We start from the raw sequence: 23,281 nt of genomic DNA on the forward strand, positions 1-23,281 counted from the left end.
GAGCAACGAAACCTCATGATGATCACAGTCACCTACCGCATCGAAACGACCGGCAGCGTCGAGGCCATGGCCGCCAAGATCGCGAGCGATCAGTCGACCGGTACGTTCGTCCCCGTTCCCGGCGAGACGGAAGAACTGAAGGCCCGCGTCGCGGCGCGCGTTATCGCCATCCGTCACCTTCCCGATGCGGAGCATCCGACCTGGCCGGAAGCAGCACCCGGCCACGGCCCCATTCACCGCGCCGATGCCGATATCGCCTTCCCGATGGACGCGATCGGTACCGATCTCTCCGCCCTGATGACGATCGCGATCGGCGGCGTCTTTTCGATCAAGGGCATGACCGGTATCCGTATCGTCGACATGAAATTGCCGGAAGCGTTCGCCTCCGCCCATCCCGGCCCGCAGTTCGGCCTGCCCGGCAGCCGCCGGCTGACCGGCGTCGAGGGTCGGCCGATCATCGGCACGATCGTCAAGCCGGCGCTCGGCCTGCGCCCGCATGAGACCGCGGAACTCGTCGGCGAACTGATCGAGTCCGGCGTCGACTTCATCAAGGATGACGAAAAGCTGATGAGCCCGGCCTATTCGCCGCTCAAGGAGCGCGTCGAGGCGATCATGCCGAGGATCCTCGATCACGAGCAGAAGACCGGCAAGAAGGTCATGTACGCCTTCGGCATCTCGCATGCCGATCCAGACGAGATGATGCGCAATCACGATCTCGTCCTGAAGGCCGGCGGCAACTGCGCCGTCGTCAACATCAACTCGATCGGCTTCGGCGGCATGAGCTTCCTGCGCAAGCGGTCGGGCCTCGTGCTACATGCTCATCGCAACGGTTGGGATATCCTGACCCGCGATCCGGGCGCCGGCCTCGATTTCAAGGTCTACCAGCAGTTCTGGCGCCTGCTCGGCGTCGACCAGTTCCAGATCAACGGCATCCGCATCAAGTATTGGGAGCCGGACGAAAGCTTCGTCGAATCCTTCAAGGCCGTCAGCACGCCGCTGTTCAGCAAGGCCGACTGCCCGCTTCCCGTCGCAGGCTCCGGCCAGTGGGGTGGCCAGGCGCCGGACACCTACCAGCGCACCGGTCGCACCACCGATCTGCTCTATCTATGCGGCGGCGGCATCGTCAGCCATCCCGGCGGCCCGGCGGCTGGCGTGCGCGCCGTGCAACAGGCCTGGCAGGCGGCGGTCGCCGACATCCCGCTCGACGAATACGCCAAGGATCATCCAGAACTCGCGGCCTCGATCGCGAAATTCGGCGACGGCAAGGCAGCTTGAGACCATGACCAAACCTCTGCTTACCTATTACGGTGACGATTTCACCGGCTCGGCAGACGTCATGGAGGCGCTCGCCTCCAACGGCGTGCCAACCGTGCTCTTTCTCGGCATCCCAAGCGCCGAGACCGCCAAGCGTTTCGCCGATTACCGCGCCTTCGGCATTGCCGGCACCAGCCGCAGCGAGACACCTGAATGGATGGAAAAGCATCTGCCGGCGATCTTCGAATGGCTGAAGGCGCTCGACGCCGACATCTGCCATTACAAGGTCTGCTCGACCTTCGATTCCAGCCCCGCGATCGGCAACATCGGCAAGGCGATCGAAATCGGCAAGGCGCTCTACGGCCAGCCGGTCGTGCCTGTCGTCGTCGGCGCGCCGCAGCTGAAGCGCTTCACGGCTTTCGGCAATCTCTTCGCCGCCTACCAGGATCGCTACTACCGTATCGATCGCCACCCCGTCATGAGCCGCCATCCGGTCACACCGATGGCGGAAGCGGATCTCACCTTGCATCTCGGCAAGCAGACAGCGCTGCCCGTGGCGCTCGCCGATCTCGTGACGATATCGGCAGCCGATGCCGACCAGCGTGTCGACAAGACGATGGCGGAGCTTGACGGCATCCTGCTGATCGACGTGGATAGCGCCCCGTCTCAGGCTTTGGCGGGCCGTCAGATCTGGCGGGCGAAGCGCGAAGGCGGCCTGTTTACAGCCGGTTCCTCGGGCGTCGAATACGCATTGCTGCAGGCATGGAAGGCCGAAGGCCTGCTCGGCGAACCGACAACCTTCGCCGAGCCCGGCAAGGTCGATCGCCTCGCCGTCGTCTCCGGAAGCGTATCGCCCACCACCGAACGGCAGATCCGCAACGCGACGGAAAACGGCTTCGACGGCATCGCTGTCGATCCGCTGGATCTCGTCGGCGAAAGCGGTGATCGCGCCATCGATGCGGCGGTGGCAGAGGGCGTCCAGCGCCTGAAGGATGGCCGCAGCGTCATCCTGCACACGGCGCTCGGCTCATCGTCGGACAAGGGCACCGATATCGATCGTATCCCCGGATCGCGCCACCGCCTCGGCTCGGCTCTCGGCACGATCCTGCGCCGGTTGATCGAAACCGAGAAGTTGCCGCGCGCGGTCATCGCCGGCGGCGACACATCGAGCCACGCGCTGCAGGAACTGCGCGTCGATGCTCTGACGACGCTGCTGCCATTGCCACAGACCCCCGGTTCGCCACTCTGCACCGCGCACGGCAACTACGCGCCGACCAACGGGCTGCAGATCGCGCTCAAGGGCGGCCAGGTCGGAACCGACGGCTATTTCGCACAGATCCGCGACGGACGAAGGACTTGAACATGCGCTACTGGGTTGGCACCAGCTTCAAGATGAACAAGACGCTCGGCGAAGCTCTCTCCTTCGCCGAAAAGCTCGCAGCCGCCGATGGCGATCGCCACGCGGATATCCAGCGCTTCGTCATCCCGCCGTTCACGGCGGTGCGTGAAGTCAAGAAGGCCCTTTCCGATAGCTCGGTGAAGGTCGGCGCGCAGAATATGCATTGGGACGCGGCCGGCGCCTGGACCGGCGAAATCTCGGCCCCGATGCTGAAGGATTGCAACCTCGACATCGTCGAACTCGGCCATTCCGAGCGTCGCGAGCACTTCGGCGAGACAGACGAAACAGTCGGCCTGAAGGTCGAGAGCGCTGTCAACCACGGCCTGATCCCGCTGATCTGCATCGGCGAGACGCTGAGCGAACGTAACGCCGGTGACGCCGACGCGGTGCTCAAGCGCCAGGTGGAAGGCGCGCTCGCGCGCGTCACCACATCAGGCAAGGACGCGGAAATTCTGCTTGCCTACGAACCCGTCTGGGCAATCGGCGTGAACGGCATTCCGGCGACCGCCGATTACGCCGACGAACGCCACGCGCGCATCGCCGACGTGGCCGCCAAGGCGCTCGGTCGCGCGGTTCCGGTTCTCTACGGCGGCAGCGTCAATCCTCAAAACTCCGAGGAACTGATCACGCAGCCACACATCGACGGATTGTTCATCGGCCGCTCGGCCTGGGCCGTCGAAGGCTATCTCGACATTCTGAAGCGCGTCGCCGCGGTCATCTGATCGCAGCGACCAATCCCTCATCCAGCCCCCGAATGATTGAAAGGACACAGACCATGAAAATCGCCATCGGAGCGGATAGCGCCGGCAAGCCCTTGCTTGACGTGATCGCCGCCCATCTCGCCACCAAGGCGGGCCTCGAAGTGCACGATCTCAGCCAGTCCGGCTTCTACGCCGACCTGTCGCAGAACCTCGCGCAGACCATCGTCGACGGCCAGCATGAGCGCGGCATCCTCATCTGCGGAACCGGCATCGGCGTTTCGATTTCGGCCAACAAGGTTCCCGGCATCCGCGCCGCGCTGACGCACGACACATACTCGGCGGAGCGCGCCGCCAAGTCCAACAATGCGCAAATCATCACCATGGGCGCGCGCGTCATCGGCCCGGAACTTGCCAAGTCGATCGTCGACACCTGGCTTGCCTCCGAATTCGACCCGCAGGGCGCTTCGGCAGGCAACGTCGACGCCATCAACAGGCTTGATGCGGTTAAGTAATACTTATCCTGGCGTGGTGATTGACTCATCATACCAGCAACGTTAACAATTCCAGCAAAACACGAAGTGAGGAAACATGACTTCCATTGCTCTGTTCGGCGCCGGCGGCAAAATGGGCTACCGGCTTGCGAAAAACCTCAAGGGTTCGCGCTACGACGTTCGCCACGTCGAAATCAGCGATGTCGGCAAGGCACGCCTGAAGGACGACCTCGGTCTTTCGACCGTTGACGTTGATGTTGCGCTTGACGGCGCCGACGTCGTTATCCTGGCCGTTCCGGACACGCATATCGGCAAGGTTGCCGCAGGCATCTCCGACAAGCTCAAGGCCGGCACCATGGTCATCGCGCTCGACGCGGCCGCGCCATTCGCTGGCCACTTCCCGGAGCGTCCTGATCTGACGTATTTCGTCACGCATCCGTGCCATCCGCCGATCTTCAACGATGAAACCGACATGCAGGCCAAGAAGGACCACTTCGGCGGTCTCTTCGCCAAGCAGCACATCGTTTCGGCTCTGATGCAGGGTCCGGAAGAAGCCTACGCCGTCGGCGAAGAAGTCGCCAAGACGATCTGGGCGCCGGTCATGCGCTCGCACCGCGTCACCGTCGAGCAGATGGCGATGCTGGAGCCGGGTCTGTCGGAAACCGTTGCCGCCTCGCTGCTCGTCGTCATGAAGCAGGCCATGGATGAGTGCGTCGCACGCGGCGTTCCGGAAGAAGCTGCCCGCGACTTCCTGCTCGGCCACCTGAACGTTCTCGGCGCTGTCATCTTCGGCGAAGTCCAGGGCGTGTTCTCGGACGCTTGCAACAAGGCTATCGAATTCGGCATTCCCGCCCTGATGAAGGACGACTGGAAGCGCGTTTTCGAACCGCAGGAGATCGCTGACAGCATCAAGCGTATCACCTGATACCGATCCCGGGAGGGGGCAACCCCTCCCCTTTCACCGCCCTGCTGGGAACAGGGCTCTTTTTGGGAGGAAACCATGAGACTGACACGTAGACTGACCGTCGCTGCCTTTGCCAGCGCGCTTGCACTTGGCGTTGCCATGCCCGCTTTCGCGGCGGACCTGATCGCCATCATCACCCCCGCACACGACAACCCGTTCTTCAAGGCTGAAGCCGTCGGCGCCGAAGCCAAGGCGAAGGAACTGGGCTATGAAACGCTCGTCATGACCCATGACGACGACGCCAACAAGCAATCCCAGATGATCGACACCGCCATCGGCCGCGGTGCGAAGGCCATCATTCTCGACAACGCCGGCGCTGACGCCACCGTTGCCGCCGTGAAGAAGGCCAAGGACGCGGGCATTCCGTCCTTCCTCATCGACCGCGAAATCAACGCCACGGGCGTCGCCGCCGCGCAGATCGTTTCCAACAACTACCAGGGCGCCCAGCTCGGCGCGCAGGAATTCGTCAAGCTGATGGGCGAGAAGGGCAACTATGTCGAGCTCGTCGGCAAAGAGTCCGACACCAATGCCGGCATCCGCTCACAGGGCTATAACGACGTCATCGGCGACTATCCGGAAATGAAGTCGGTCGCCAAGCAGTCGGCCAACTGGAGCCAGACGGAAGCCTACGCCAAGATGGAAACCATCCTGCAGGCCAACCCGGATATCCAGGGCGTCATCTCCGGCAACGACACGATGGCCATGGGCGCGATCGCCGCGCTCCAGGCCGCCGGCCGCAAGGACGTGATCGTCGTCGGCTTCGACGGTTCCAACGACGTCCGCGACTCCATCAAGTCCGGCGGCATCAAGGCCACCGTTCTGCAGCCCGCCTATGCACAGGCGCAGATGGCTGTCGAACAGGCAGACGCCTACATCAAGAACAAGACTCTTCCCAAGGAAGAGAAGCAGCTGATGGATTGCATTCTCATCAACGCTGACAACGCCGGCAAGCTCGAGACCTTCGCGCTCAGCAAGTAATAACGGCTTGAGACCAGTGACGAAGAGCGCGATCATCGGCGCTCTTCGTTCTTTATCCTATTCCATAAGATTGGAGTTTCGTGGATGGCGAGGGTCAGAAGCGCGGTCGTGATCGCATTGCTTGCGATGGCACTGCCGGGCTGCAAAATCATCAAGACGCCGACGGCGGAAGAAACGGCGGCGGAGACCGCCAAGAACGCTTTCGATCCCGCGGCGAAAGTCGAGGCCATCTGGCAATCGCAGGCAATTCCCTATGTGCAGAAGCGCGCCGGCGAGCTGAAGGATGTCGTGGCGCTTGCCGCGTCCAGCCCGGACCAGGCCGGCGAAAAATTCGGCAACACCCGCAAGCAGGCGAGCGCGCCGTGGACCTATGCGGTCAAACTGAGCGGAAAGGTCGTCGCGGCCGATACCGCCTCGCGCGCGGCCACGATCGACGTGGACGCCGATGGCGACGGCAAGGCCGACGCGAAGGTGCAGATCGGCCCCGCCGTGCGCGGAACGGCGCTGCGCGACACGCTTGAATTCGTCAATTTCAACGAATTCAAAAATCAGATCGAGTGGGCGCAATTCGGCAAGGCGTTCAACGAGAAGATCAATACCACCCTTCTGGCGCCGCTGCCGCGCGACGGATTGGCCGGCAAGACGGTGACGGTTACCGGCGCCTTTCCGCTACCGGCATCCGGACAATTGCCGCTGATCACGCCGGCCGAACTGACGGTGGGGCCGTAACGATGGGCGAAACGATCGAACACGACGTCATCCTGCGCCTCGAGGAGGTGTCGAAGGTCTATTCCGGCATCGTGGCCGTCAAGCGCGCTGACCTCGAACTCAGGCGCGGCGCGGTCAATGTGCTGGTCGGCGAGAACGGCGCCGGAAAATCGACGCTGATGAAGATCATCGCCGGCGTCGAGCGGCCGACACTCGGCCGCATCATCCTCGATGGCGAGACGGTCACCTTCGACAGTCCGGCCGACGCGCAGGCGCACGGCATCGGCATGATCTTCCAGGAGCTCAACCTGTTCGCCAACATGTCGGTGGCCGAGAACATCTTCGCCACCCGGGAGATCACCCGCGGCATACGCGGCATCGACCACAAGGCGCAGATCGAAAAGGCGAACGCGTTTCTGGACCGCCTGGACGCCGGCATCAACGCCGAGACGATGGTCGAGGATCTGCCGATCGGCCAGCAGCAGTTGGTCGAGATCGCCAAGGCGATGTCGCTCAACGCCCGTATCCTGATCATGGACGAACCGACATCGGCGCTTTCGGCCGCCGAGGTCGAGATCCTGTTCAAGGTCATCGCCGAATTGAAGGCGCAGGGTGTCGCCATCGTCTATATCTCGCACCGGTTGGAAGAGCTGATGCGCATCGGCGATTACATCACCGTGCTGCGCGATGGCCAGATCACCGGCCATGCGATGGTTCGCGACATCGACACCAAGTGGATCGTCCGCTCGATGATCGGTTCGGACGCCAAGGATTTCGCCAAGGCGGCGGAACATGAATTCGGCCCGGAGGCCTTTCGCGCCGAGGACATCAGCCTGCCGCGCAGAACCGGTGGGCTCGCTGTCGATCATGTATCGCTCTCGGTGCGGGCGGGCGAGATCCTCGGCATTTACGGCCTGATGGGGGCGGGACGCAGCGAGTTCTTCGAATGCGTGATCGGCAGCCACAGGCACTCCACCGGCAAGATCTTCATCGACGGCCAGGAGGTGCGCGCGCAAGACACCACCGGACGGATCAAGAAAGGACTTGCCCTCATACCGGAGGACCGTCAGCGTGAAGGTCTGGTGCAGGTACTCTCGATCGCCAGCAACCTGACGCTCGCAAGCCTCGATCGCTTCACGCGGATCTTTCACATCAAGGCCAATGCCGAGAAGCAGGGCATCAACGACATGATCCGCGATCTGTCGATCAAGGCGCCAAACCCGGAATTCGAGGTCACCTCGATGTCCGGCGGCAACCAGCAGAAGGTGGTCATCGGTAAGGCGCTGATGACCAATCCGAAGGTTCTGCTGATGGACGAGCCCAGCCGCGGCATCGACGTCGGCGCCAAGGCGGACGTGTTCCGCACCATGCGCAGACTGGCCGCCAAGGGCCTCGCAATATTGTTTTCAACCTCCGACCTTGAAGAGGTCATGGCCCTTTCCGACCGCATCGCCGTTCTCAGCAACGGCAAGCTGGTCGCCGTCTTCGACAGAAGCGAAGCAACGGAAGAGGCTATCATCGCGGCATCTGCCAAAGGTCACGGACACCAAGGAAAGCTCGCGTCATGACGGCGGACACCTCTTCCACATTCGGGGCCAAGCGGTCGAACGGCTCCATTCTCCTCACGCTGATGAAGCTCAGAACCTTCATCGCCCTTTTCGCCGTGATCATCTTCTTCGCGATTTTCGCGCCGAATTTCACCTCCACGGCCAACATGATCCTGATGTCGAAACACGTCGCGCTCAACGCCTTCCTGGCCATGGGCATGACCTTCGTCATCATCACCGGCGGCATCGACCTTTCAGTCGGCTCGATCGTCGGCCTGTGCGGCATGGTCGCCGGCGCGCTGATCCTCAATGGCGTGGCGCTGCCGATCGGCTACACGATCTTCTTCAACATCTACGAGATCGTGCTGATCACGCTTGCCGTCGGCCTGGCGATCGGCCTGATCAACGGCCTGTTGATCACCAAGCTCAACGTCGCGCCTTTCATCGCGACGCTCGGGACGCTTTATATCGCGCGCGGCCTCGCGCTGCTCTCCTCCGACGGCCGTACCTTCCCCAATCTCGTCGGTCGTCCGGAATACGCGACAACGGGCTTCGACGTGCTTGGCGCCGGCAGCGTGCTGGGCTTGCCTGTCTCCATCTGGATTCTGATCGTGCTCGCCCTACTTGCCGCCTACGTGGCGCACTCGACGCCGATCGGCCGGCATATCTTCGCGGTCGGCGGCAATGAGCGCGCGGCGCGCATGTCCGGCATCCGCGTCGATGTGGTGAAGATCTTCGTGTACATGTTCTCGGGCCTGTGCGCGGCGATCGTCGGCCTCATCATCTCGTCGCAGCTGATGGCCTCGCATCCGGCCACCGGTGAAAGCTTCGAACTGAACGCGATCGCTGCGGCGGTCTTGGGCGGGACTTCCATGTCGGGTGGACGTGGGACGATCGGCGGCACGATCATCGGCGCCTTCGTCATCGGCATCCTGTCGGACGGACTGGTCATGATGGGTGTGTCGTCCTTCTGGCAGATGGTCATCAAGGGGCTGGTCATTATTATCGCGGTGGTCGTGGACCAGGCGCAGCGCCGTCTGCAACAGCGCGTGACTCTCATGCAAATGGCAAAGGCAGGTTAAGCAATGACGGAATTGAATGGCGCACTCATCGGCTGCGGCTTTTTTGCGGTCAACCAGATGCATGCGTGGCAGGACGTGGCCGGGGCTTCGATCGTGGCGATCTGCGATCGCGATCCCGAGCGGCTGCGGATCGTCGGCGACCAGTTCGGCATCAGCAGACGCTACAGCGATGCGGCCGAGATGTTCGCCGACGGCGGCTTCGATTTCGTCGACATCGCGACCACCGTCCAGAGCCATCGCGCCCTGGTCGAGATGGCCGCCGCGCACAAGGTGCCGGCGATCTGCCAGAAGCCATTCGCAAAGACGCTCGACGACGCCAAGGCCATGGTCAAGGTTTGCGCCGATGCCGGACTTCCCTTGATGGTGCACGAAAACTTCCGCTGGCAGACGCCGATCCAGGCCGTGAAGAAGGTTCTGGAGGCCGGCACGATCGGCCAGCCGTTCTGGGGCCGCTTCTCGTTCCGTTCGGGCTACGATGTCTTCTCCGGCCAGCCCTATCTGGCGGAAGGCGAGCGTTTCATCATCGAGGACCTCGGCATCCATACGCTCGACATCGCCCGCTACATTCTGGGTGACGTGGCGGCGCTCAGCGCCCGCACGAAGCGGGTCAATCCCAGGATCAAGGGCGAAGATGTCGCAACCATCTTGCTCGACCACAAAAACGGCGCGACTTCCATCGTCGATGTCAGCTATGCCTCGAAGCTATCGACCGAACCCTTCCCCGAGACGCTGATCGAACTCGACGGCACCGAAGGCAGCATCCGCCTGTCGCAGGGCTACAAGCTCGAAGTAACCGGGAAGAGCGGAACCGAGGTCTCGGACGTGTCGCCGACGCTGCTCTCCTGGGCATCCCGCCCGTGGCACAATATCCAGGAAAGCGTCTACGCCATCCAGCAGCATTGGGCCGAGCGGCTCGCCGCCGGCGGCGAGACCTCGACCTCGGGCGCCGACAACCTCAAGACCTTCGCACTCGTCGAAGCTGCCTATGACAGCGCCGCCAGCGGCCAGACGGTCGATGTCAAGGCGATGCTGCGATGAGCACGTCGTCCGACAGCTTCAGGATCTACGGCACGCATGCGCTAGAACAGAAGCCTATCCGCCTCACCGCCGGCCGACTGACCGCGGATCTCAGCGACGGCAATCTGCGCACGATCGCCTATGACGGCGTGGAAGTGCTGCGCGCCGTCTCGTATCTCGTGCGTGATCGCGATTGGGGCACCTATGCGCCCGATATCGCCGACCTGATCATCGAACAGCAAGGCGAGGGCTTTTCTGTCCGTTACACCGCCGTTTGCAAGGGTCCCGACGCGACCGAACTCGCGATCGGCGTGCGCATCTCGGCGGAAGCCGGCGCGCCGCTGATCTTCGAGGCGGATGCGCTCTCCGGCACCGGTTTTGAAACGAACCGCTGCGGCTTTTGCATTCTCCACCCGATCGTCGGCGTCGCGGGTGCGCCCGTCACGGTCGAGCATGCCGATGGAAGGCGCGTCGAGACCCGGTTTCCGGATCTGATCGAACCGTGGCAGCCGTTCATGAACATGAGCGCGATCACCCACACCGTCATGACCAACGTGACGGCGCGGTGCGGCATGGAAGGCGACGTCTTCGAGATGGAAGACCAGCGCAACTGGTCGGATGCGTCCTACAAGACCTACGTGCGACCACTCGCCCTGCCCTGGCCCTACCAGATTCCCGCAGGCGAAACGGTCAAGCAGCGCATCGTGCTCGACATCGCCGACAAGCGCCCGAATACATCGGCCACGACCACGAACGGCCACTCATCGCCGACGACGCTCACGCTCGGCGAGCGGCGTGGGCGGATGCCTGCGATCGGCGTCATCGTAACGCCGGAGGAAGCGGACGCCGTTGTCAGGGCAAGCGCCGTGCTCGGCGAGATCAGGCCGCAGGAACTTCTCTTCCATTTCGATCCGACGGCGGGGCATGGGGCGGCGGCCTTCGAGCGCTTCGCCGAGGTCGCCAAGCGTCATTCCGGCACTTCGACGCTGGAGATCGCGCTGCCATGCACGCAGCCGCTCCTCGACGAGCCCAGTCTGATCGCAACGCAGATGCGCGATGCAGGCTTCAAACCCGACGCGATCATCATCTCGCCATCTGTCGATCGTCAATCCACCCCACCGGGCAGCAAATGGCCGGAATGCCCGCCGCTGGAAGAAGTCTACGCGGCCGCGCATGCGGCATTCACCGATATCCGCGTCGGCGGCGGCATGCTCAGCTATTTCACCGAGCTCAATCGCAAGCGCGTTCCTTCCGCGCCGCTTTCCTTCATCAGCCACTGCACCAATCCCATCGTGCACGCCGCCGACGACCTCAGCGTCATGCAGACATTGGAAGCCCTGCCCTTCATCACGCGATCGGTCCGCGCCATCTATGGCGACAAGCCCTATCGCATCGGGCCATCGACCATTCCCATGCGGCAAAATCCCTATGGCAGCCGAACCATGGACAATCCCAAGGGCGCCCGCATACCGATGGCCAACACCGACCCGCGCCACAACGGGTTTTTCGCGGAAGCCTTCGCGATGGCCTATATCGCAAAGGTGCTGGACGCCGAGCTCGAATGCCTGACACTCTCGGCTCTAACGGGAAGTTTCGGTCTTCTCGCCGGCAAGGATGAACCCTTCGCCGCCGATGGGCGCCGACCGCTCTTCAACGCGGTCAAGACGCTCGCCGGTCTCGCCGGCGCCGAATGGAGGGAATGCATCTCCTCCAACCCCTCGCACGTTCTGGCGTTCGCGACGAAGACAGCGGCAGGCGCAACGCTCTGGATCATCAATATCACCGCTAACGATCAGGAGGTCGATCTCGGCTCGCTGAGGCTTTCCGACGCCCTGATGGGCGGCGTTCTTACGCTTTCACCCTATCAGGCGACCTCGGTCGCGCTTTCGGAGTGAGCCGATGTCTGGAAAGCTTAGCGATAACTTTCCAGACCCGACAAACCGGACGGCCGGCGTGAAAGCCGTGTTGCCAGCGCAACCAGCGCCCGCCGAAATCCCATCCAGGCAATCAGGAAGCGGGCGAGGCCTCGCTGGTGATGCGTCCGTGTTGCCTGAGTACGAGCGCCACCGCGCCCATGACCGTGTCGTCGTTACCGCGGAAGGTACCCACGACGAAGCGAGGCTTGCGCTTTTCCGGCGAATGCGCGGGAGGAGCGACGGAATGGCGGGCGAAGCTGCGCTCGAGACCATTGATGAAACTCTCGCCCACTTCGGCCAGTTTACCGGCGATGATGAACAGGGGCGGATTGAGGATGGTGAAGGCGATCCCCATTCCCCAGCCTGCCATCTCGGCCGCATCATCGACAAGCCGCGCATAGGCGGCCTCGCCATCTCGGGCACGTTCCACGAACTGTTCTATGCTGATTGTCTCTCCGAAGGATTGCTCGGCATATCTGAGCAGCTGAAACCCGCCGGCGAAAGTCTCCAGACAACCGCGATTGCCGCAGCGACATGGCGGTCCGCGCGGATCCAGCGACATGTGGCCGAACTCGGCGGCATATCCGTGAGCGCCGCGCTGCACGGTGCCGTCGATGACGATGGCGCCGCCGATGCCGAGATCGAACTTGAACAGGACGAAATTCGGTTCGCCCACCGCAGCACCCCACGTCATTTCCGCCAGCGCCCCGCAATGGCTCTCGTTCTCGACATGGATGGGACAACCGAGCTGCTCGGAAAATACGGCAGCGATATTGGTCCCGCACCATGTCGGCAGAATGGAGCCGTTGAGAATTTCACCATCATAGGAGACCGGCGCGGAAATCGCCAAGCCGACGCCCAGCAGCTCGGACATATCGACACCGAGCAGGGCGCATTGCTCCTCCAGACTGGAGCGCACGCATCTGGCGGCATCTTGAGGCGTATAGTCCTTGTCCATCGCGAACCAGATGTCGGACAACACGGTGTGGGCGAGGTCGCAGATGGCGATCCGGATTTCGCCGAGCCCAAGGAGCACGCCGGCGCAACGACCCGCCGCCGGGTTCAGCGACAACAGCTGCGACGGCCGTCCGAAACCGTTGCTCTTGGTATCCATGTCAAGGACGATGCCGCCGTCTTTCAGCTCCGTGAGAAGCGTGGATACGGTCGATCGCGCGAGCCCCGTCGACTTTACCAGCTGCGTGGCGGTGGCGGACCCGATCGCCGCGATAGCGCGCACGATGCGCCCGGCCGGCGAAGCCTGATCCTCGAAAAGTTCCCTGATGCCAACCATTCATCGCTCCTCCCGGTGCAATAGCCCTGACTCGCCGCTTGCTCGCAACATATTTCTAGAAGGAAACTATTGCGGCCTGTTTCATGAGAAAAATCGGACAATTCGTTCTATTAAGCCGAAACGAAGGAGGAAATGCAATCGACTTTGTTCGAGTACGAAATAAGTATTGACAGTCGCAGGAATTTTCGGAATTGTAACCATCAGCGGAGAGGACCGCTCAAGGGAGGGTTTAATGACGATGAAGACCACACTTCTGGCTACGCTATCCGTGCTCGCGATCACCGCGACGAGCCTGAAAGCGGAAGACCTGACACTCTGGACACTCAACTTCGACAACAACGCCGCCAATGTCGCGCTCAAGAAGGTCGCAACCGACTTCGAGGCCGCCAATCCCGGCACGAAGGTCGAGATCGTTCAGCGCGGCATCGACGAGCACAAGACCGCGTTGCGCGTCGCGGCCGGTTCGAACAAGGGTCCCGACATCTATTTCAGCTGGGCAGGCCTTGGCCTCGGCGGTGAATATGTGAAGGCCGGCCTCTCGGCGCCGCTCGACAAATACTATACCGAATACAAGTGGAACGATGAGCTTCTGCCGCGGCCGCGCCTTCGCCGACCTCTATGCCGGCGGCAAGCAGGGCGTGCCCTTCACCTTCAAGGGCGAAGCCGTCTACTACAACAAGAAGCTGTTCCAGCAGGCCGGCATCACGGAAGAGCCGAAGACCTATGAAGAGTTTCTCGCCGACGCTGAGAAGCTGAAGGCAGCCGGCATTCCCGCCTTCACCTTCGGCGGGTCGGTCAACTGGCACGTCATGCGCCTGATGGACGTCATCCTGGAAACGAAGTGCGGCGCCGAAAAGCACGATGCGCTGAAGTCGATGAAGGCCGACTGGTCCACCGAGGCTTGCGCCACCGACGCCTTCACGGAATTCGCGAAGTGGACGAAGGACTATACGCTGCAGCCTTTCATGGGCATCGACAACAAGCAGTCCTATAGCCTGTTCACGGCGGGACGCGCGGCGATGATGCTGGAAGGCGACTGGCTGGTCAGCCAGCTGGAAAACAGCGGCGCCAATCTCGACGATTACGGCATGTTCCCGTTCCCGACCAACACGCAGCGGCTCTACGGTTTTGCCGAATACAACTACATCAGCACCAAGAGCCCGAATCCCGATCTCGCCGCGAAGTTCCTCGACTACTTCCTTTCGACCAAGGTCCAGCAGGATCTCGTCGGCCAGATCAGCTCGACATCGGTCAACAAGAACGTCCAGTATGCCAATCTGAAGCCGCTGGAAGCCGAATGGCTCGACGTCTTCAAGACCTACGGCAAGGTCTACATGAACGGCGACCAGGCCTTCCCGCTTGACGTCACGACCGAATATTTCCGCGTGATCAATGACGTTGCCGCCGGCAACACGGCGCCGGCCGATGCAGCCAAGCAGCTGCAGACGTTCATAGCCGGTCGTACCTAAGTCCTCCCGGGACATCGGTCGGTCCCCACAGTCGGGGACCGACCACTCGTCCAATGCCACTCGCCAGACACACGTCGCGCGGAGCAGATACCCATGTCATTGAAAAACCGAACACATGATCCGCGCTTCCAGGCACTAATGCTTTTGGCGCCGGCCATGATGATCTACGCGGTCTTCGCGCTCTACCCGATGCTGAACGTCGTGGTTCTTAGCTTCCAGAAGTGGAACGGTCTTGATCCGCAGCGCCCATTCGTTGGCCTGGCGAACTACCAGTATATCTTCACGCGTGATCCGGTGTTCTGGGTCGCCTTCAAGAACACGGTGATCTGGACCATCATGTCGGTGGTCTTTCCGCCGATGGTCGGCCTGCTGCTGGCCTTGACGCTCAATCAGAAGATCTTCGGCCGCAATACGTTTCGCGCCATCTTTTATCTTCCCGTCATCATCGCGCCGATCGCGGTCGCGACGATGTGGAAGTGGATGTACGACCCCTTCTTCGGCCTGTTCAGCCAGCTGATGACCAATATGGGCCTGCAGATGTGGATCAAGGACTGGCTCGGCGACAAGAACATCGCGCTGTACTCGGTTTTCGTCGCCTATCTCTGGCAGTCCGTCGGCTTTTCGATGGTTCTCTTCCTCGCCGGACTTCAGAACGTATCGCAAACGCTGGTCGAGGCGGCCCGCATCGACGGCGCCGGCCGCTGGGCGATCTTCAAGCATGTGACCTTCCCGGCGCTGCGTACCACGATGACCATCGTGCTCGTTCTCTCGATCATCTCGTCGCTGAAGGCATTCGATATCGTCTACGGCCTCACCGGCGGCGGACCGGCACAATCCACGCAGATGCTGGCGCTCTGGGCCTTCACGCAGGCAATGCAGATCTTCGACTTCGGACGCGGCGCCGCCATCTCGGTCGTGCTGCTGCTGATCACCATCGCGATCGTCGTGCCGTACCTGCGCTGGACACAGAAGCATGAGGACACCGAACAATGACGATGACATCGACAGGACCGATCTCTGCGTCTGAAACCATCGCCGCCACGAACAAGCCCGGCCGTGACCCGGTTCTGATTGGCCTCTGGATCGCGCTGATCATCGTCGCCTTGATCTGGTTCGCCCCGTTCGTCTTCATCGTCTTCACATCGCTGAAGACGAAGGCGGCGGTCACCAGCACCGGTGCCTTCATGCCGCCGGTCGAGTTCGCCTTCGAGAACTACAGCAGTGCGTGGAGCCGCGGCAATTTCGCCGAGTCCCTGATGAACAGCGTGATCATCACCGTCGTCAAGGTGCCGCTGGGCCTCGCCATCTCGGCGATGGCGGCCTATGCGCTGGCGAAGATCAAGATGAGAATAAGCAAGCTCCTGCTGCTCGTCGTCGTCTTCGGCACCATGATCCCGTTCCAGGTTATGCTGGCGCCGCTGTTCACGCTGGTCAATTCGTTCGGCCTGATCGACACATATCCCGGCGTCATCCTGCCCTACATCGCCTTCGGCGTTCCCTACCAGGTTTTCATCCTGCACGGCTTCTTCAAAGGCCTGCCGAAGGAACTGTCCGAGGCCGCGCTGATCGACGGCGCAACCCACTTTACCATCTTCCGGCGCATCTTCCTGCCGGTCTGCCTGCCGGTTCTGGCCGCGCTGCTGATCCTCGATTTCGTCTCCACCTGGAACGAATTCGCGATGGCGCTCGTCCTTCTCCAGGATCAGCACATGTGGACGCTGCCGCTTGGGCTGATGTCCTTCCAGGGCCAGTTCTCCAGCGATTACGGCCAGTTGAATGCCGCTATCGTCATGACGGTGCTGCCCGCGACGCTCGTCTATCTCATTTTCCAACGGTACTTCGTCTCCGGCCTCACCTCTGGTGCGGTCAAGGGCTGAGCGACCGAAATTCAAAGTCTTTCGAGGAGATCCTTCATGTCCACAGCAACAGTCGAAAAATGGGGTGTGTTCGAAGCGGCCTTCAACGGCCCGTCCGGCGGCAATCCCTATCTCGACGTGAGCCTCGACGCCGTCTTTAGCCATAAGAGCCGCGAAGTCCGCGTGCCGGGCTTCTATGATGGCGATGGCGTCTACCGCGTGCGCTTCATGCCTGATATCGAAGGTGAATGGTCGTTCAAGACGCGCTCACGGACGGCTGAACTCGACGGCAAGACCGGCGCATTCGTCGCGACCGCACCGTTGAAGGGCAACCACGGCCCGGTTCGCGTGCGCAACAAGTTCCATTTCGCCTATGCCGACGGCAAGCCGTTCCTCTCTTTCGGCACGACCTGCTACGCCTGGACGCACCAGCCGCTCGACATGCAGGCGCAGACGCTCGAGACGCTGAAGACCGCCGGTTTCAACAAGATCCGGATGGGCGTGTTCCCCAAGGATTACCCCTATAACACCAACGAACCGCTTTACCCCTCCTTCGAGAAGGGCGCCGACGGCAAGGAAGATTTCGATCGTCCGAACCCTGTCATGTTCCGCCATTTCGAACAGCAGGTCGCCGCCCTTTGCGCGCTCGGCATCGAGGCCGATATCATCATGTTCCACCCCTACGATCGCTGGGGTTACGCGGACATGTCGGCCGAGCAGGACTTCCGCTATGTCGCCTATCTCGCGGCACGCCTTGCCGCCTATCGTAACGTCTGGTGGGCGCTCGCCAACGAATACGACTTCCTGCTCGACACCAAGCCGGTCGCGCAGTGGGACCGCTATTTCCACATCCTGGAGGAAAACGATCCCTACCAGCACCTGAAGTCGATCCATAACGGCGAAGTGTCGATGAACTTCGATCACCGTAAGCCATGGGTTACGCATACCTGCATCCAGAATCCCGACGTCAAGCTGACGCAGACCTGGCGCGACGCCTACGGCAAGCCCGTCGTCAACGACGAACCGGAATATGAAGGCAACATCGTTCAGTGCTGGGGCAACCTGACCGCACAGGAACTGGTGCATCGTTTCTGGATCACCGTAACGCGCGGCGGCTATGCCGGACATGGCGAGACCTATTCGCATCCCGACGACCTGATCTGGTGGGCCAAGGGCGGCGAACTGCGCGGCGAAGCGTGGAAGCGCATCGGCTTTTTCCGCGATCTCTTGGAGCAGGACGTAAAACACGGCCTCGACCCAATGGGCGCCGTCGGCGAGTGGCCATGGACCCGCGTTTCCGGCGTGCGCGATGGCAGCACCGACCTACGCTACATCTATCTCGGCGAGCATCAGCCCGTCGTCTGGTCCTCGGGTTTCCCGAAGGATGGCGACAACTATGAAGTCGATATCATCGACACGTGGAACATGACGATCACGCCCGCGAAGAAGGTGGAAGCACCGATCCCGCACCCGACGCGCCACGGCGCGATCGTGCGCGGCGGCAAGGCGGACGCCGCATTCGGCGTTGAGCTGCCGGGCAAGCCATATCTGGCACTTCGCGTACGCAGCAAGCGTTGAGCAGGTCTCAAAGGGAGGAATTCCATGTCCGGATTGGCCATTAGAAACGTCAGGAAATCCTACGGCGCCGTCGACATCATTCATGGCGTGGACGTCGACATCGCCGATGGCGAGTTCGTCATTCTCGTTGGCCCGTCCGGATGCGGAAAGTCGACCCTGCTCAGAATGATCGCCGGGCTGGAGGAAATCACCGGGGGCGAGATTTCGATCGGCGGTCGCGTCGTCAACAATCTGCAGCCCAAGGATCGCGATATCGCGATGGTGTTCCAGAACTACGCGCTCTATCCGCAGATGACGGTGGCGCAGAACATGGGCTTCGCGCTGGAACTGGCCGGCGCGAAGAAGGCGGAGATCGACAGGAAGGTCGGCGAGGCCGCGGGGATTCTCGGCCTCCAGCCGCTGCTCGGCCGCAAGCCGGCGCAGCTGTCCGGCGGCCAGCGCCAGCGCGTTGCCATGGGCCGCGCCATCGTGCGCGATCCGAAGGTATTCCTCTTCGACGAGCCGCTGTCGAACCTCGACGCCAAGCTGCGCGTCAAGATGCGCGCGGAAATCAAGGCACTGCATCAGCGCCTGAAGACCACGATCGTCTACGTCACGCACGACCAGATCGAAGCCATGACCATGGCCGACAAGATCGTCGTGCTGCAGGGCGGCAAGGTCGAGCAGATCGGCACGCCGCTCGAGCTGTACGACCGACCGCAGAATGTCTTCGTCGCCGGCTTCATGGGCTCACCGGCAATGAACTTCCTCGAAGGCAAGTTGACGGGCGGCGACAAGCCGCGGCTAACGCTGCCATCGGGTAAACAGGTCGAACTCTCGCGAGGTGCCGCGAACGCCGATGGCCGCGACGTCATCGTCGGCATTCGCCCTGAGGACCTGGCGTTCGCGCAGGACGGCGGCGTGCCGGCGACCGTCAGCGTGGTGGAACCGACAGGGTCGGAGACGCATGTGGCGCTTGAGGTCGAGGGGAAGGAGATTACGTGGGTCATGCGTGAGCGCGCCGACCTTGCGCCGGGCCAGGTCGTCAGGCTCTCGTTGAGATCGCCGAACGTGCATTTCTTCGACAAGGCCACACAGCAGCGCATCTAGACTGCGACGCAACGAAACCGATCTTACATCCAGCGACGTCGGGACGGCGGATGCAAGCTTTGGCAGGCAGCATTGCCTTCAACGCAGGTATTGTCCCCATCGCTTAGCTGGTAACCTTACCAGCTAACCAAGCAACGTACTTTCAGTTGCATGGCAACATGAAGGAATGCCATCAAAAGGACAGCGGTCCCAAACACCGTGGTCCGTGGGGTTACGGATCGGTAAACCCGTCCCGCGGGGCGGGGACGGGTTCTTATATCTAATTCTTCTGTTGAATAATCTTCGACGCCCGAGGATCGGCCTCCGGCAAACAGCGGCTCAAGGCGCCGATTTGCCCTGCGTTTCGGCCTGTTCGGCAAGCATTCCGGCGCAAAACGCGGCTGTTCCATTTGTGGAAAAGGCATGGGCGCGCTTCTTGGCCGCCGTTTCGAGCAGTTCAGCGAAAACGCCGAGGCTGATCCGATCGGCCCGCAGCATCTGGCGGATCATCGGATCCCTCAAGACTTCCGACATGGTCATGTCCTGCATGGCACACTCCTTTGTTGCAAAGGGGAATACTACACCGATGTAACACGCAAATGTCGTCAGCGTGGCAGGATCAAGGCAAGCGACACGCTGTGGTTGCCAGACATCCCATGGAAGCGGCCGCGTCGGGCCGGGATTTTGCCCCTGCGGCGGGTTCGCGGTTGAAAAGCTGAAAGCGGTTGATAGTTCTGGCGGATGAGCAACGCGCACACCGATTCAGGCGATGCTGGCTGCATCGTCACGAAACTCCGAAAACAACTGAACTGGCTGCAACGCGGAAGGGATGTCCGTTCGCTTCAGCTGCAGGGTCTGCTTGCCTTCGTCGATCTCGCCATCCTGGCCTTCTTTCTCTTCGGTCCTTATCTTAGAACGGGGCCTTCCTATCTTATCATCGATTACATGATCGCCGTGTGGGTGACGATCGAACTGATCGCCCAGGCCATTCTCGCCGGCAGTGTCAAGGCTTTCGTGAAGCGGCCGATGAGCTGGATCGATCTCTTCATACTTGCGACCCTGCTGCTTCCGGATCTGCTGTTCAACTTCACCTTCCTGCGCGCCATGCGGATCTGGGCGATCGGCAACAGCCCGTTTCTGAAGGAAGGATTGCGGCGGCTCGGCTGCGCGCATCTGCTGGATGTCGTGCGCGCCTGCGTCAACCTCGTGGTCTTCCTGTTCATCGTCACCGGCTTTGTCTACACGACGTTCTTCTACGGCCAGGGCGGCTGGGAAGGCTTCGTGGATGCCCTCTATTTCACCGTGGCGACGGTAACGACGACGGGCTTCGGCGACATCACCTTGCCCGGTGTGATGGGAAAGCTGACATCGATCGTCACGATGATCGTCGGCATTTCGCTTTTCGTTCGCCTCGCGCAGGCGGTCGTTCGGCCCTACAAGGTCAACTTCCCCTGCCCGCAATGCGGCCTGCAGCGCCATGATGCCGATGCCGTGCATTGCAAGGCTTGCGGACATCTGCTGAACATCCCCGACGAGGGCCAGTGACGGCGGCGCCATCAGCCACGACCGTTACATGTATAGATATGATCGCGGAAAGATGCTTTCCTCGGTGAAACATCGGAGGGATCACATGTCCGGACATTCATTCAATCTGAAGGGGCGGGTCGCCGTCGTGACCGGCGCAAGCCGCGGCCTTGGCCAGGCGATTGCCCTGGCTCTGGCGGATGCGGGTGCCGACCTTTGCATCACTGCGAGAGAGCTGGCGTCGCTGCAGGATACGAAGACCAAGGTCGAAGGCCGGGGTGTCCGGTGCGTCGCCGTCGCACAAGATGTCAGCGACCTGACCTCTATCGATGCCGCGCTGGAGCAGGCCTGCACGCTCACGGGGGGGATCGACATCCTCGTCAACAATGCCGGCATCGAGCAGGTCGCACCGTCGCTGGATGTGGACGAGGCGCTGTGGGACCGCATTGTCGGAACCAATCTCAAGGGCGCGTTTTTCTGGTCGCAGTCGTCGGCGAAGCGGATGTCCAACCAGGAGACCGGCGGCAGCATCATCAATCTCTGCTCGCTGACCTCCTTTGTCGGCGTCCCCACCGCCGTTCCCTACGGCTCATCCAAATCCGGCCTGCTCGGGATGACCCGCGCGCTCGCCGCCGAATGGGCCGAGGCCGGCATTCGCGTGAACGCGATCGCCCCCGGCTATTTCAGGACAGCGATGACCGACGGCTTCTATGAGGACGAGGACTGGCAGGCGCGCATGCTGACGAGGATACCGCAGCGCCGCTTCGGCGAAGCGGCCGATCTCGGGGGTGCCGTCGTGTTTCTCGCCAGCGATGCGGCTGGCTACATCACCGGCCATTGCCTTCCCGTCGATGGCGGCTTCCTCGCCTCCATCTGACGCATGACCACGTTTCAGCTGCGACGCACAATTCTCGTCGCGAAGTGCGTTGACATGGCATGTATATACATGTTTCATTCGACGAAAATTATAAAGCGGAACATCAATCCTCGACCTGAGCCACTGGTTTGAGTAGACAGCCGATCGAACGGACATCGGCGGCGAAGCCGTGCCCATTTCAATGGGTTTCGCCGGCGGTTGCCCAAGACGCCAACAAGGTTACGTGCACAATGACTGAAGTCTCCTTTTACGAATATTCGAAGCTTTCTTCAGACGAGAAATCGGCTCTGCTTCGTCGGTCGGAGACCGACATCTCCGGCTTTATCGAAAAGGTAGGCCCGATCCTCGAGGCCGTTCGCACGGAAGGCGACCGGGCCGTCGCACGCTTCGGACGCGAGCTAGACAAGGCGGATGTGTCTGAGAGCTCGATCAAGGTGACCGAGGCCGAGTTCGACGCCGCCTTCAAGCTTGTCGAGGACGACGTCATCGGGGCGATCAAGTTCGGCATATCCAACATCCGCACCTTCCACGAGGAGCAGAAGCCCGAGGCGATGTGGCTGAAGGAAATTCGCCCGGGCGCATTCGCCGGTGACCGCGTCACGCCGATCCAGTCCGTCGCGCTCTACGTGCCGCGCGGAAAGGGCTCCTTCCCGTCGGTCACGATGATGACCTCGGTTCCGGCCGTGGTTGCCGGTGTGCCTAACCTTGCGATCGTCACCCCGCCGACACCCGATGGAACCGTGGACGCCGCGACGCTGGTTGCGGCCCGTCTTGCCGGTGTCGACACCGTCTACAAGGTTGGCGGCGCACAGGCCGTTGCGGCCGTCGCCTACGGCACGGAAACGATCAAGCCGGCGCTCAAGATCGTCGGGCCAGGCAGCCCGTGGGTCGTGGCGGCAAAACGCCTGCTCTCGGGCGTGATCGACACCGGCCTGCCTGCCGGGCCCTCCGAAGCGATGATCTTCGCCGATGACACCGTGCATGGCGGTCTTGCGGCACTCGATCTCCTGATCGAAGCGGAACACGGCCCGGATTCGTCCGCCTACCTCGTCACACACAGCCGTCGTGTCGCCGAAGAAGCCATCGCCGCCCTTCCGGAGCATTGGGGCCGGATGACGGAACAGCGCGTCGGCTTCTCCAAGACGGTGCTCACAGGAAAATGCGGCGGGATCGTGCTGACCTCCTCGATCGAGGAGAGCTACGCCTTCGTGAACGCCTACGCGCCCGAACACCTCGAAATTCTCTCCACGGACGCCTTCGCGCATCTCGGCCACATCACCGAAGCCGCCGAGATCCTGCTTGGGCCGCACACGCCTGTCAGCATCGGCAATTTCTGCCTGGGCCCGAACGCCGTTCTGCCGACCAGCCGGTGGGCGCGCACCTATGGCCCGCTTTCGGTGACCGACTTCGTCAAGCGCAGCTCGATCGGCTACGTCACGGCGCCAGCCTATCCCGAGTTCGCCGCGCACGCCCGCAAGCTTGCGCTCTACGAAGGCTTCTCATCGCACGCCAACGCCGTATCCGACGTGCGCGACGCCTACCTGAAGACGAAAGGCTGAGC

General features: G+C 61.9%; 20 protein-coding genes and 1 pseudogene. 19 read left to right on the top strand and 2 right to left on the bottom strand.

Annotated features, from left to right (window positions below):
* The first annotated feature begins 15 nt into the window (after positions 1-15).
* The 11 genes from oiaX to P3R82_RS04025 all read left to right on the top strand — a co-directional run bounded on the left by oiaX (position 16) and on the right by P3R82_RS04025 (position 12,036).
* Entirely contained in the window at positions 16-1,275 is a 1,260-nt protein-coding gene (oiaX, locus tag P3R82_RS03975) for a 3-oxo-isoapionate-4-phosphate decarboxylase OiaX (protein ID WP_283193085.1), read from the top strand.
* A gap of 4 nt (positions 1,276-1,279) precedes the next feature.
* Positions 1,280-2,614, top strand: coding sequence for a four-carbon acid sugar kinase family protein (locus tag P3R82_RS03980; RefSeq protein WP_283193086.1), 1,335 nt, complete (start codon positions 1,280-1,282; stop codon positions 2,612-2,614).
* A 2-nt stretch (positions 2,615-2,616) separates the two neighbouring features.
* A complete protein-coding gene (locus P3R82_RS03985) occupies positions 2,617-3,375 on the top strand; it encodes a triose-phosphate isomerase (RefSeq protein ID WP_283193087.1) in 759 nt (252 codons plus the stop codon).
* 53 nt (positions 3,376-3,428) lie between these two features.
* Positions 3,429-3,866 carry an RpiB/LacA/LacB family sugar-phosphate isomerase gene (locus P3R82_RS03990; RefSeq protein ID WP_283193088.1) on the top strand — a complete coding sequence of 146 codons (438 nt, stop codon included), beginning with the start codon at positions 3,429-3,431 and terminating at the stop codon, positions 3,864-3,866.
* 76 nt (positions 3,867-3,942) lie between these two features.
* Positions 3,943-4,770: a phosphogluconate dehydrogenase C-terminal domain-containing protein gene (locus tag P3R82_RS03995; protein ID WP_283193089.1), complete on the top strand. Its 828-nt coding sequence runs from the start codon at positions 3,943-3,945 to the stop codon at positions 4,768-4,770.
* Positions 4,771-4,845: 75 nt separating this feature from the next.
* Positions 4,846-5,787: a D-ribose ABC transporter substrate-binding protein gene (locus P3R82_RS04000; RefSeq protein ID WP_283193090.1), complete on the top strand. Its 942-nt coding sequence runs from the start codon at positions 4,846-4,848 to the stop codon at positions 5,785-5,787.
* Between the two features lie 84 nt (positions 5,788-5,871).
* A complete protein-coding gene (locus tag P3R82_RS04005) occupies positions 5,872-6,516 on the top strand; it encodes a DUF2291 domain-containing protein (RefSeq protein ID WP_183898403.1) in 645 nt (214 codons plus the stop codon).
* 2 nt (positions 6,517-6,518) lie between these two features.
* Positions 6,519-8,063: a sugar ABC transporter ATP-binding protein gene (locus tag P3R82_RS04010; protein WP_283193091.1), complete on the top strand. Its 1,545-nt coding sequence runs from the start codon at positions 6,519-6,521 to the stop codon at positions 8,061-8,063.
* Positions 8,060-9,124 carry an ABC transporter permease gene (locus tag P3R82_RS04015; RefSeq protein ID WP_183898405.1) on the top strand — a complete coding sequence of 355 codons (1,065 nt, stop codon included), beginning with the start codon at positions 8,060-8,062 and terminating at the stop codon, positions 9,122-9,124. Before P3R82_RS04010 ends, P3R82_RS04015 begins: the two co-directional genes overlap by 4 nt.
* A 3-nt stretch (positions 9,125-9,127) precedes the next feature.
* Complete coding sequence (locus P3R82_RS04020; RefSeq protein WP_283193092.1) at positions 9,128-10,162, top strand: Gfo/Idh/MocA family oxidoreductase; 1,035 nt, start codon at positions 9,128-9,130, stop codon at positions 10,160-10,162.
* On the top strand, positions 10,159-12,036 hold the full coding sequence (locus P3R82_RS04025) for a hypothetical protein (protein WP_283193093.1): 1,878 nt from the start codon (positions 10,159-10,161) through the stop codon (positions 12,034-12,036). The genes P3R82_RS04020 and P3R82_RS04025 overlap by 4 nt, the downstream gene beginning before the upstream one ends.
* A 112-nt stretch (positions 12,037-12,148) precedes the next feature.
* Here P3R82_RS04025 and P3R82_RS04030 read toward each other — a convergent pair whose 3' ends face one another.
* Positions 12,149-13,348, bottom strand: coding sequence for an ROK family transcriptional regulator (locus P3R82_RS04030; RefSeq protein WP_283193094.1), 1,200 nt, complete (start codon positions 13,346-13,348; stop codon positions 12,149-12,151).
* A 232-nt stretch (positions 13,349-13,580) separates the two neighbouring features.
* Here P3R82_RS04030 and P3R82_RS04035 point away from each other — a divergent pair.
* The 5 genes and pseudogenes from P3R82_RS04035 (at position 13,581) to ugpC (ending at position 19,340) form a co-directional block, all read left to right on the top strand.
* Positions 13,581-14,817: pseudogene (locus P3R82_RS04035) on the top strand (extracellular solute-binding protein).
* Between the two features lie 93 nt (positions 14,818-14,910).
* Positions 14,911-15,810 (top strand): sugar ABC transporter permease, encoded by a 900-nt coding sequence (locus P3R82_RS04040; RefSeq protein ID WP_283193095.1) that lies wholly within the window; start codon positions 14,911-14,913, stop codon positions 15,808-15,810.
* Between the two features lie 2 nt (positions 15,811-15,812).
* A complete protein-coding gene (locus P3R82_RS04045; protein WP_246400092.1) occupies positions 15,813-16,694 on the top strand; it encodes a carbohydrate ABC transporter permease in 882 nt (293 codons plus the stop codon).
* 36 nt (positions 16,695-16,730) lie between these two features.
* Entirely contained in the window at positions 16,731-18,251 is a 1,521-nt protein-coding gene (locus P3R82_RS04050; protein WP_283193096.1) for a DUF5060 domain-containing protein, read from the top strand.
* A gap of 24 nt (positions 18,252-18,275) precedes the next feature.
* Entirely contained in the window at positions 18,276-19,340 is a 1,065-nt protein-coding gene (ugpC, locus tag P3R82_RS04055) for a sn-glycerol-3-phosphate ABC transporter ATP-binding protein UgpC (RefSeq protein WP_283193097.1), read from the top strand.
* Between the two features lie 318 nt (positions 19,341-19,658).
* On the opposite strand, the gene P3R82_RS04060 is transcribed toward ugpC, so the two are convergent.
* Positions 19,659-19,868, bottom strand: a complete 210-nt coding sequence (locus P3R82_RS04060) for a hypothetical protein (protein ID WP_283193098.1) — start codon at positions 19,866-19,868, stop codon at positions 19,659-19,661.
* A 192-nt stretch (positions 19,869-20,060) separates the two neighbouring features.
* Here P3R82_RS04060 and P3R82_RS04065 point away from each other — a divergent pair, with 192 nt between their 5' ends.
* The 3 genes from P3R82_RS04065 (at position 20,061) to hisD (ending at position 23,279) form a co-directional block, all read left to right on the top strand.
* Positions 20,061-20,864: a potassium channel family protein gene (locus P3R82_RS04065; protein WP_283193099.1), complete on the top strand. Its 804-nt coding sequence runs from the start codon at positions 20,061-20,063 to the stop codon at positions 20,862-20,864.
* 85 nt (positions 20,865-20,949) lie between these two features.
* Positions 20,950-21,720, top strand: a complete 771-nt coding sequence (locus tag P3R82_RS04070) for a glucose 1-dehydrogenase (protein ID WP_283193100.1) — start codon at positions 20,950-20,952, stop codon at positions 21,718-21,720.
* Positions 21,721-21,950: 230 nt separating this feature from the next.
* A complete protein-coding gene (gene hisD, locus P3R82_RS04075; RefSeq protein ID WP_283193101.1) occupies positions 21,951-23,279 on the top strand; it encodes a histidinol dehydrogenase in 1,329 nt (442 codons plus the stop codon).
* The last annotated feature ends 2 nt before the right edge of the window (positions 23,280-23,281 follow it).

Origin of the sequence: Rhizobium sp. AN80A, from assembly GCF_030053015.1 — a bacterium.
Classification (GTDB): Bacteria; Pseudomonadota; Alphaproteobacteria; order Rhizobiales; family Rhizobiaceae; genus Rhizobium; species Rhizobium metallidurans.

What these genes read in the sequence shown, in the direction of transcription:
- oiaX (WP_283193085.1), top strand. Translation starts at nt 16, where the DNA reads ATGATGATCACAGTCACCTACCGCATCGAAACGACCGGCAGCGTCGAG.
- P3R82_RS03980 (WP_283193086.1), top strand. Translation starts at nt 1,280, where the DNA reads ATGACCAAACCTCTGCTTACCTATTACGGTGACGATTTCACCGGCTCG.
- P3R82_RS03985 (WP_283193087.1), top strand. Translation starts at nt 2,617, where the DNA reads ATGCGCTACTGGGTTGGCACCAGCTTCAAGATGAACAAGACGCTCGGC.
- P3R82_RS03990 (WP_283193088.1), top strand. Translation starts at nt 3,429, where the DNA reads ATGAAAATCGCCATCGGAGCGGATAGCGCCGGCAAGCCCTTGCTTGAC.
- P3R82_RS03995 (WP_283193089.1), top strand. Translation starts at nt 3,943, where the DNA reads ATGACTTCCATTGCTCTGTTCGGCGCCGGCGGCAAAATGGGCTACCGG.
- P3R82_RS04000 (WP_283193090.1), top strand. Translation starts at nt 4,846, where the DNA reads ATGAGACTGACACGTAGACTGACCGTCGCTGCCTTTGCCAGCGCGCTT.
- P3R82_RS04005 (WP_183898403.1), top strand. Translation starts at nt 5,872, where the DNA reads ATGGCGAGGGTCAGAAGCGCGGTCGTGATCGCATTGCTTGCGATGGCA.
- P3R82_RS04010 (WP_283193091.1), top strand. Translation starts at nt 6,519, where the DNA reads ATGGGCGAAACGATCGAACACGACGTCATCCTGCGCCTCGAGGAGGTG.
- P3R82_RS04015 (WP_183898405.1), top strand. Translation starts at nt 8,060, where the DNA reads ATGACGGCGGACACCTCTTCCACATTCGGGGCCAAGCGGTCGAACGGC.
- P3R82_RS04020 (WP_283193092.1), top strand. Translation starts at nt 9,128, where the DNA reads ATGACGGAATTGAATGGCGCACTCATCGGCTGCGGCTTTTTTGCGGTC.
- P3R82_RS04025 (WP_283193093.1), top strand. Translation starts at nt 10,159, where the DNA reads ATGAGCACGTCGTCCGACAGCTTCAGGATCTACGGCACGCATGCGCTA.
- P3R82_RS04030 (WP_283193094.1), bottom strand. Translation starts at nt 13,348, where the DNA reads ATGGTTGGCATCAGGGAACTTTTCGAGGATCAGGCTTCGCCGGCCGGG.
- P3R82_RS04040 (WP_283193095.1), top strand. Translation starts at nt 14,911, where the DNA reads ATGTCATTGAAAAACCGAACACATGATCCGCGCTTCCAGGCACTAATG.
- P3R82_RS04045 (WP_246400092.1), top strand. Translation starts at nt 15,813, where the DNA reads ATGACATCGACAGGACCGATCTCTGCGTCTGAAACCATCGCCGCCACG.
- P3R82_RS04050 (WP_283193096.1), top strand. Translation starts at nt 16,731, where the DNA reads ATGTCCACAGCAACAGTCGAAAAATGGGGTGTGTTCGAAGCGGCCTTC.
- ugpC (WP_283193097.1), top strand. Translation starts at nt 18,276, where the DNA reads ATGTCCGGATTGGCCATTAGAAACGTCAGGAAATCCTACGGCGCCGTC.
- P3R82_RS04060 (WP_283193098.1), bottom strand. Translation starts at nt 19,868, where the DNA reads ATGCAGGACATGACCATGTCGGAAGTCTTGAGGGATCCGATGATCCGC.
- P3R82_RS04065 (WP_283193099.1), top strand. Translation starts at nt 20,061, where the DNA reads ATGAGCAACGCGCACACCGATTCAGGCGATGCTGGCTGCATCGTCACG.
- P3R82_RS04070 (WP_283193100.1), top strand. Translation starts at nt 20,950, where the DNA reads ATGTCCGGACATTCATTCAATCTGAAGGGGCGGGTCGCCGTCGTGACC.
- hisD (WP_283193101.1), top strand. Translation starts at nt 21,951, where the DNA reads ATGACTGAAGTCTCCTTTTACGAATATTCGAAGCTTTCTTCAGACGAG.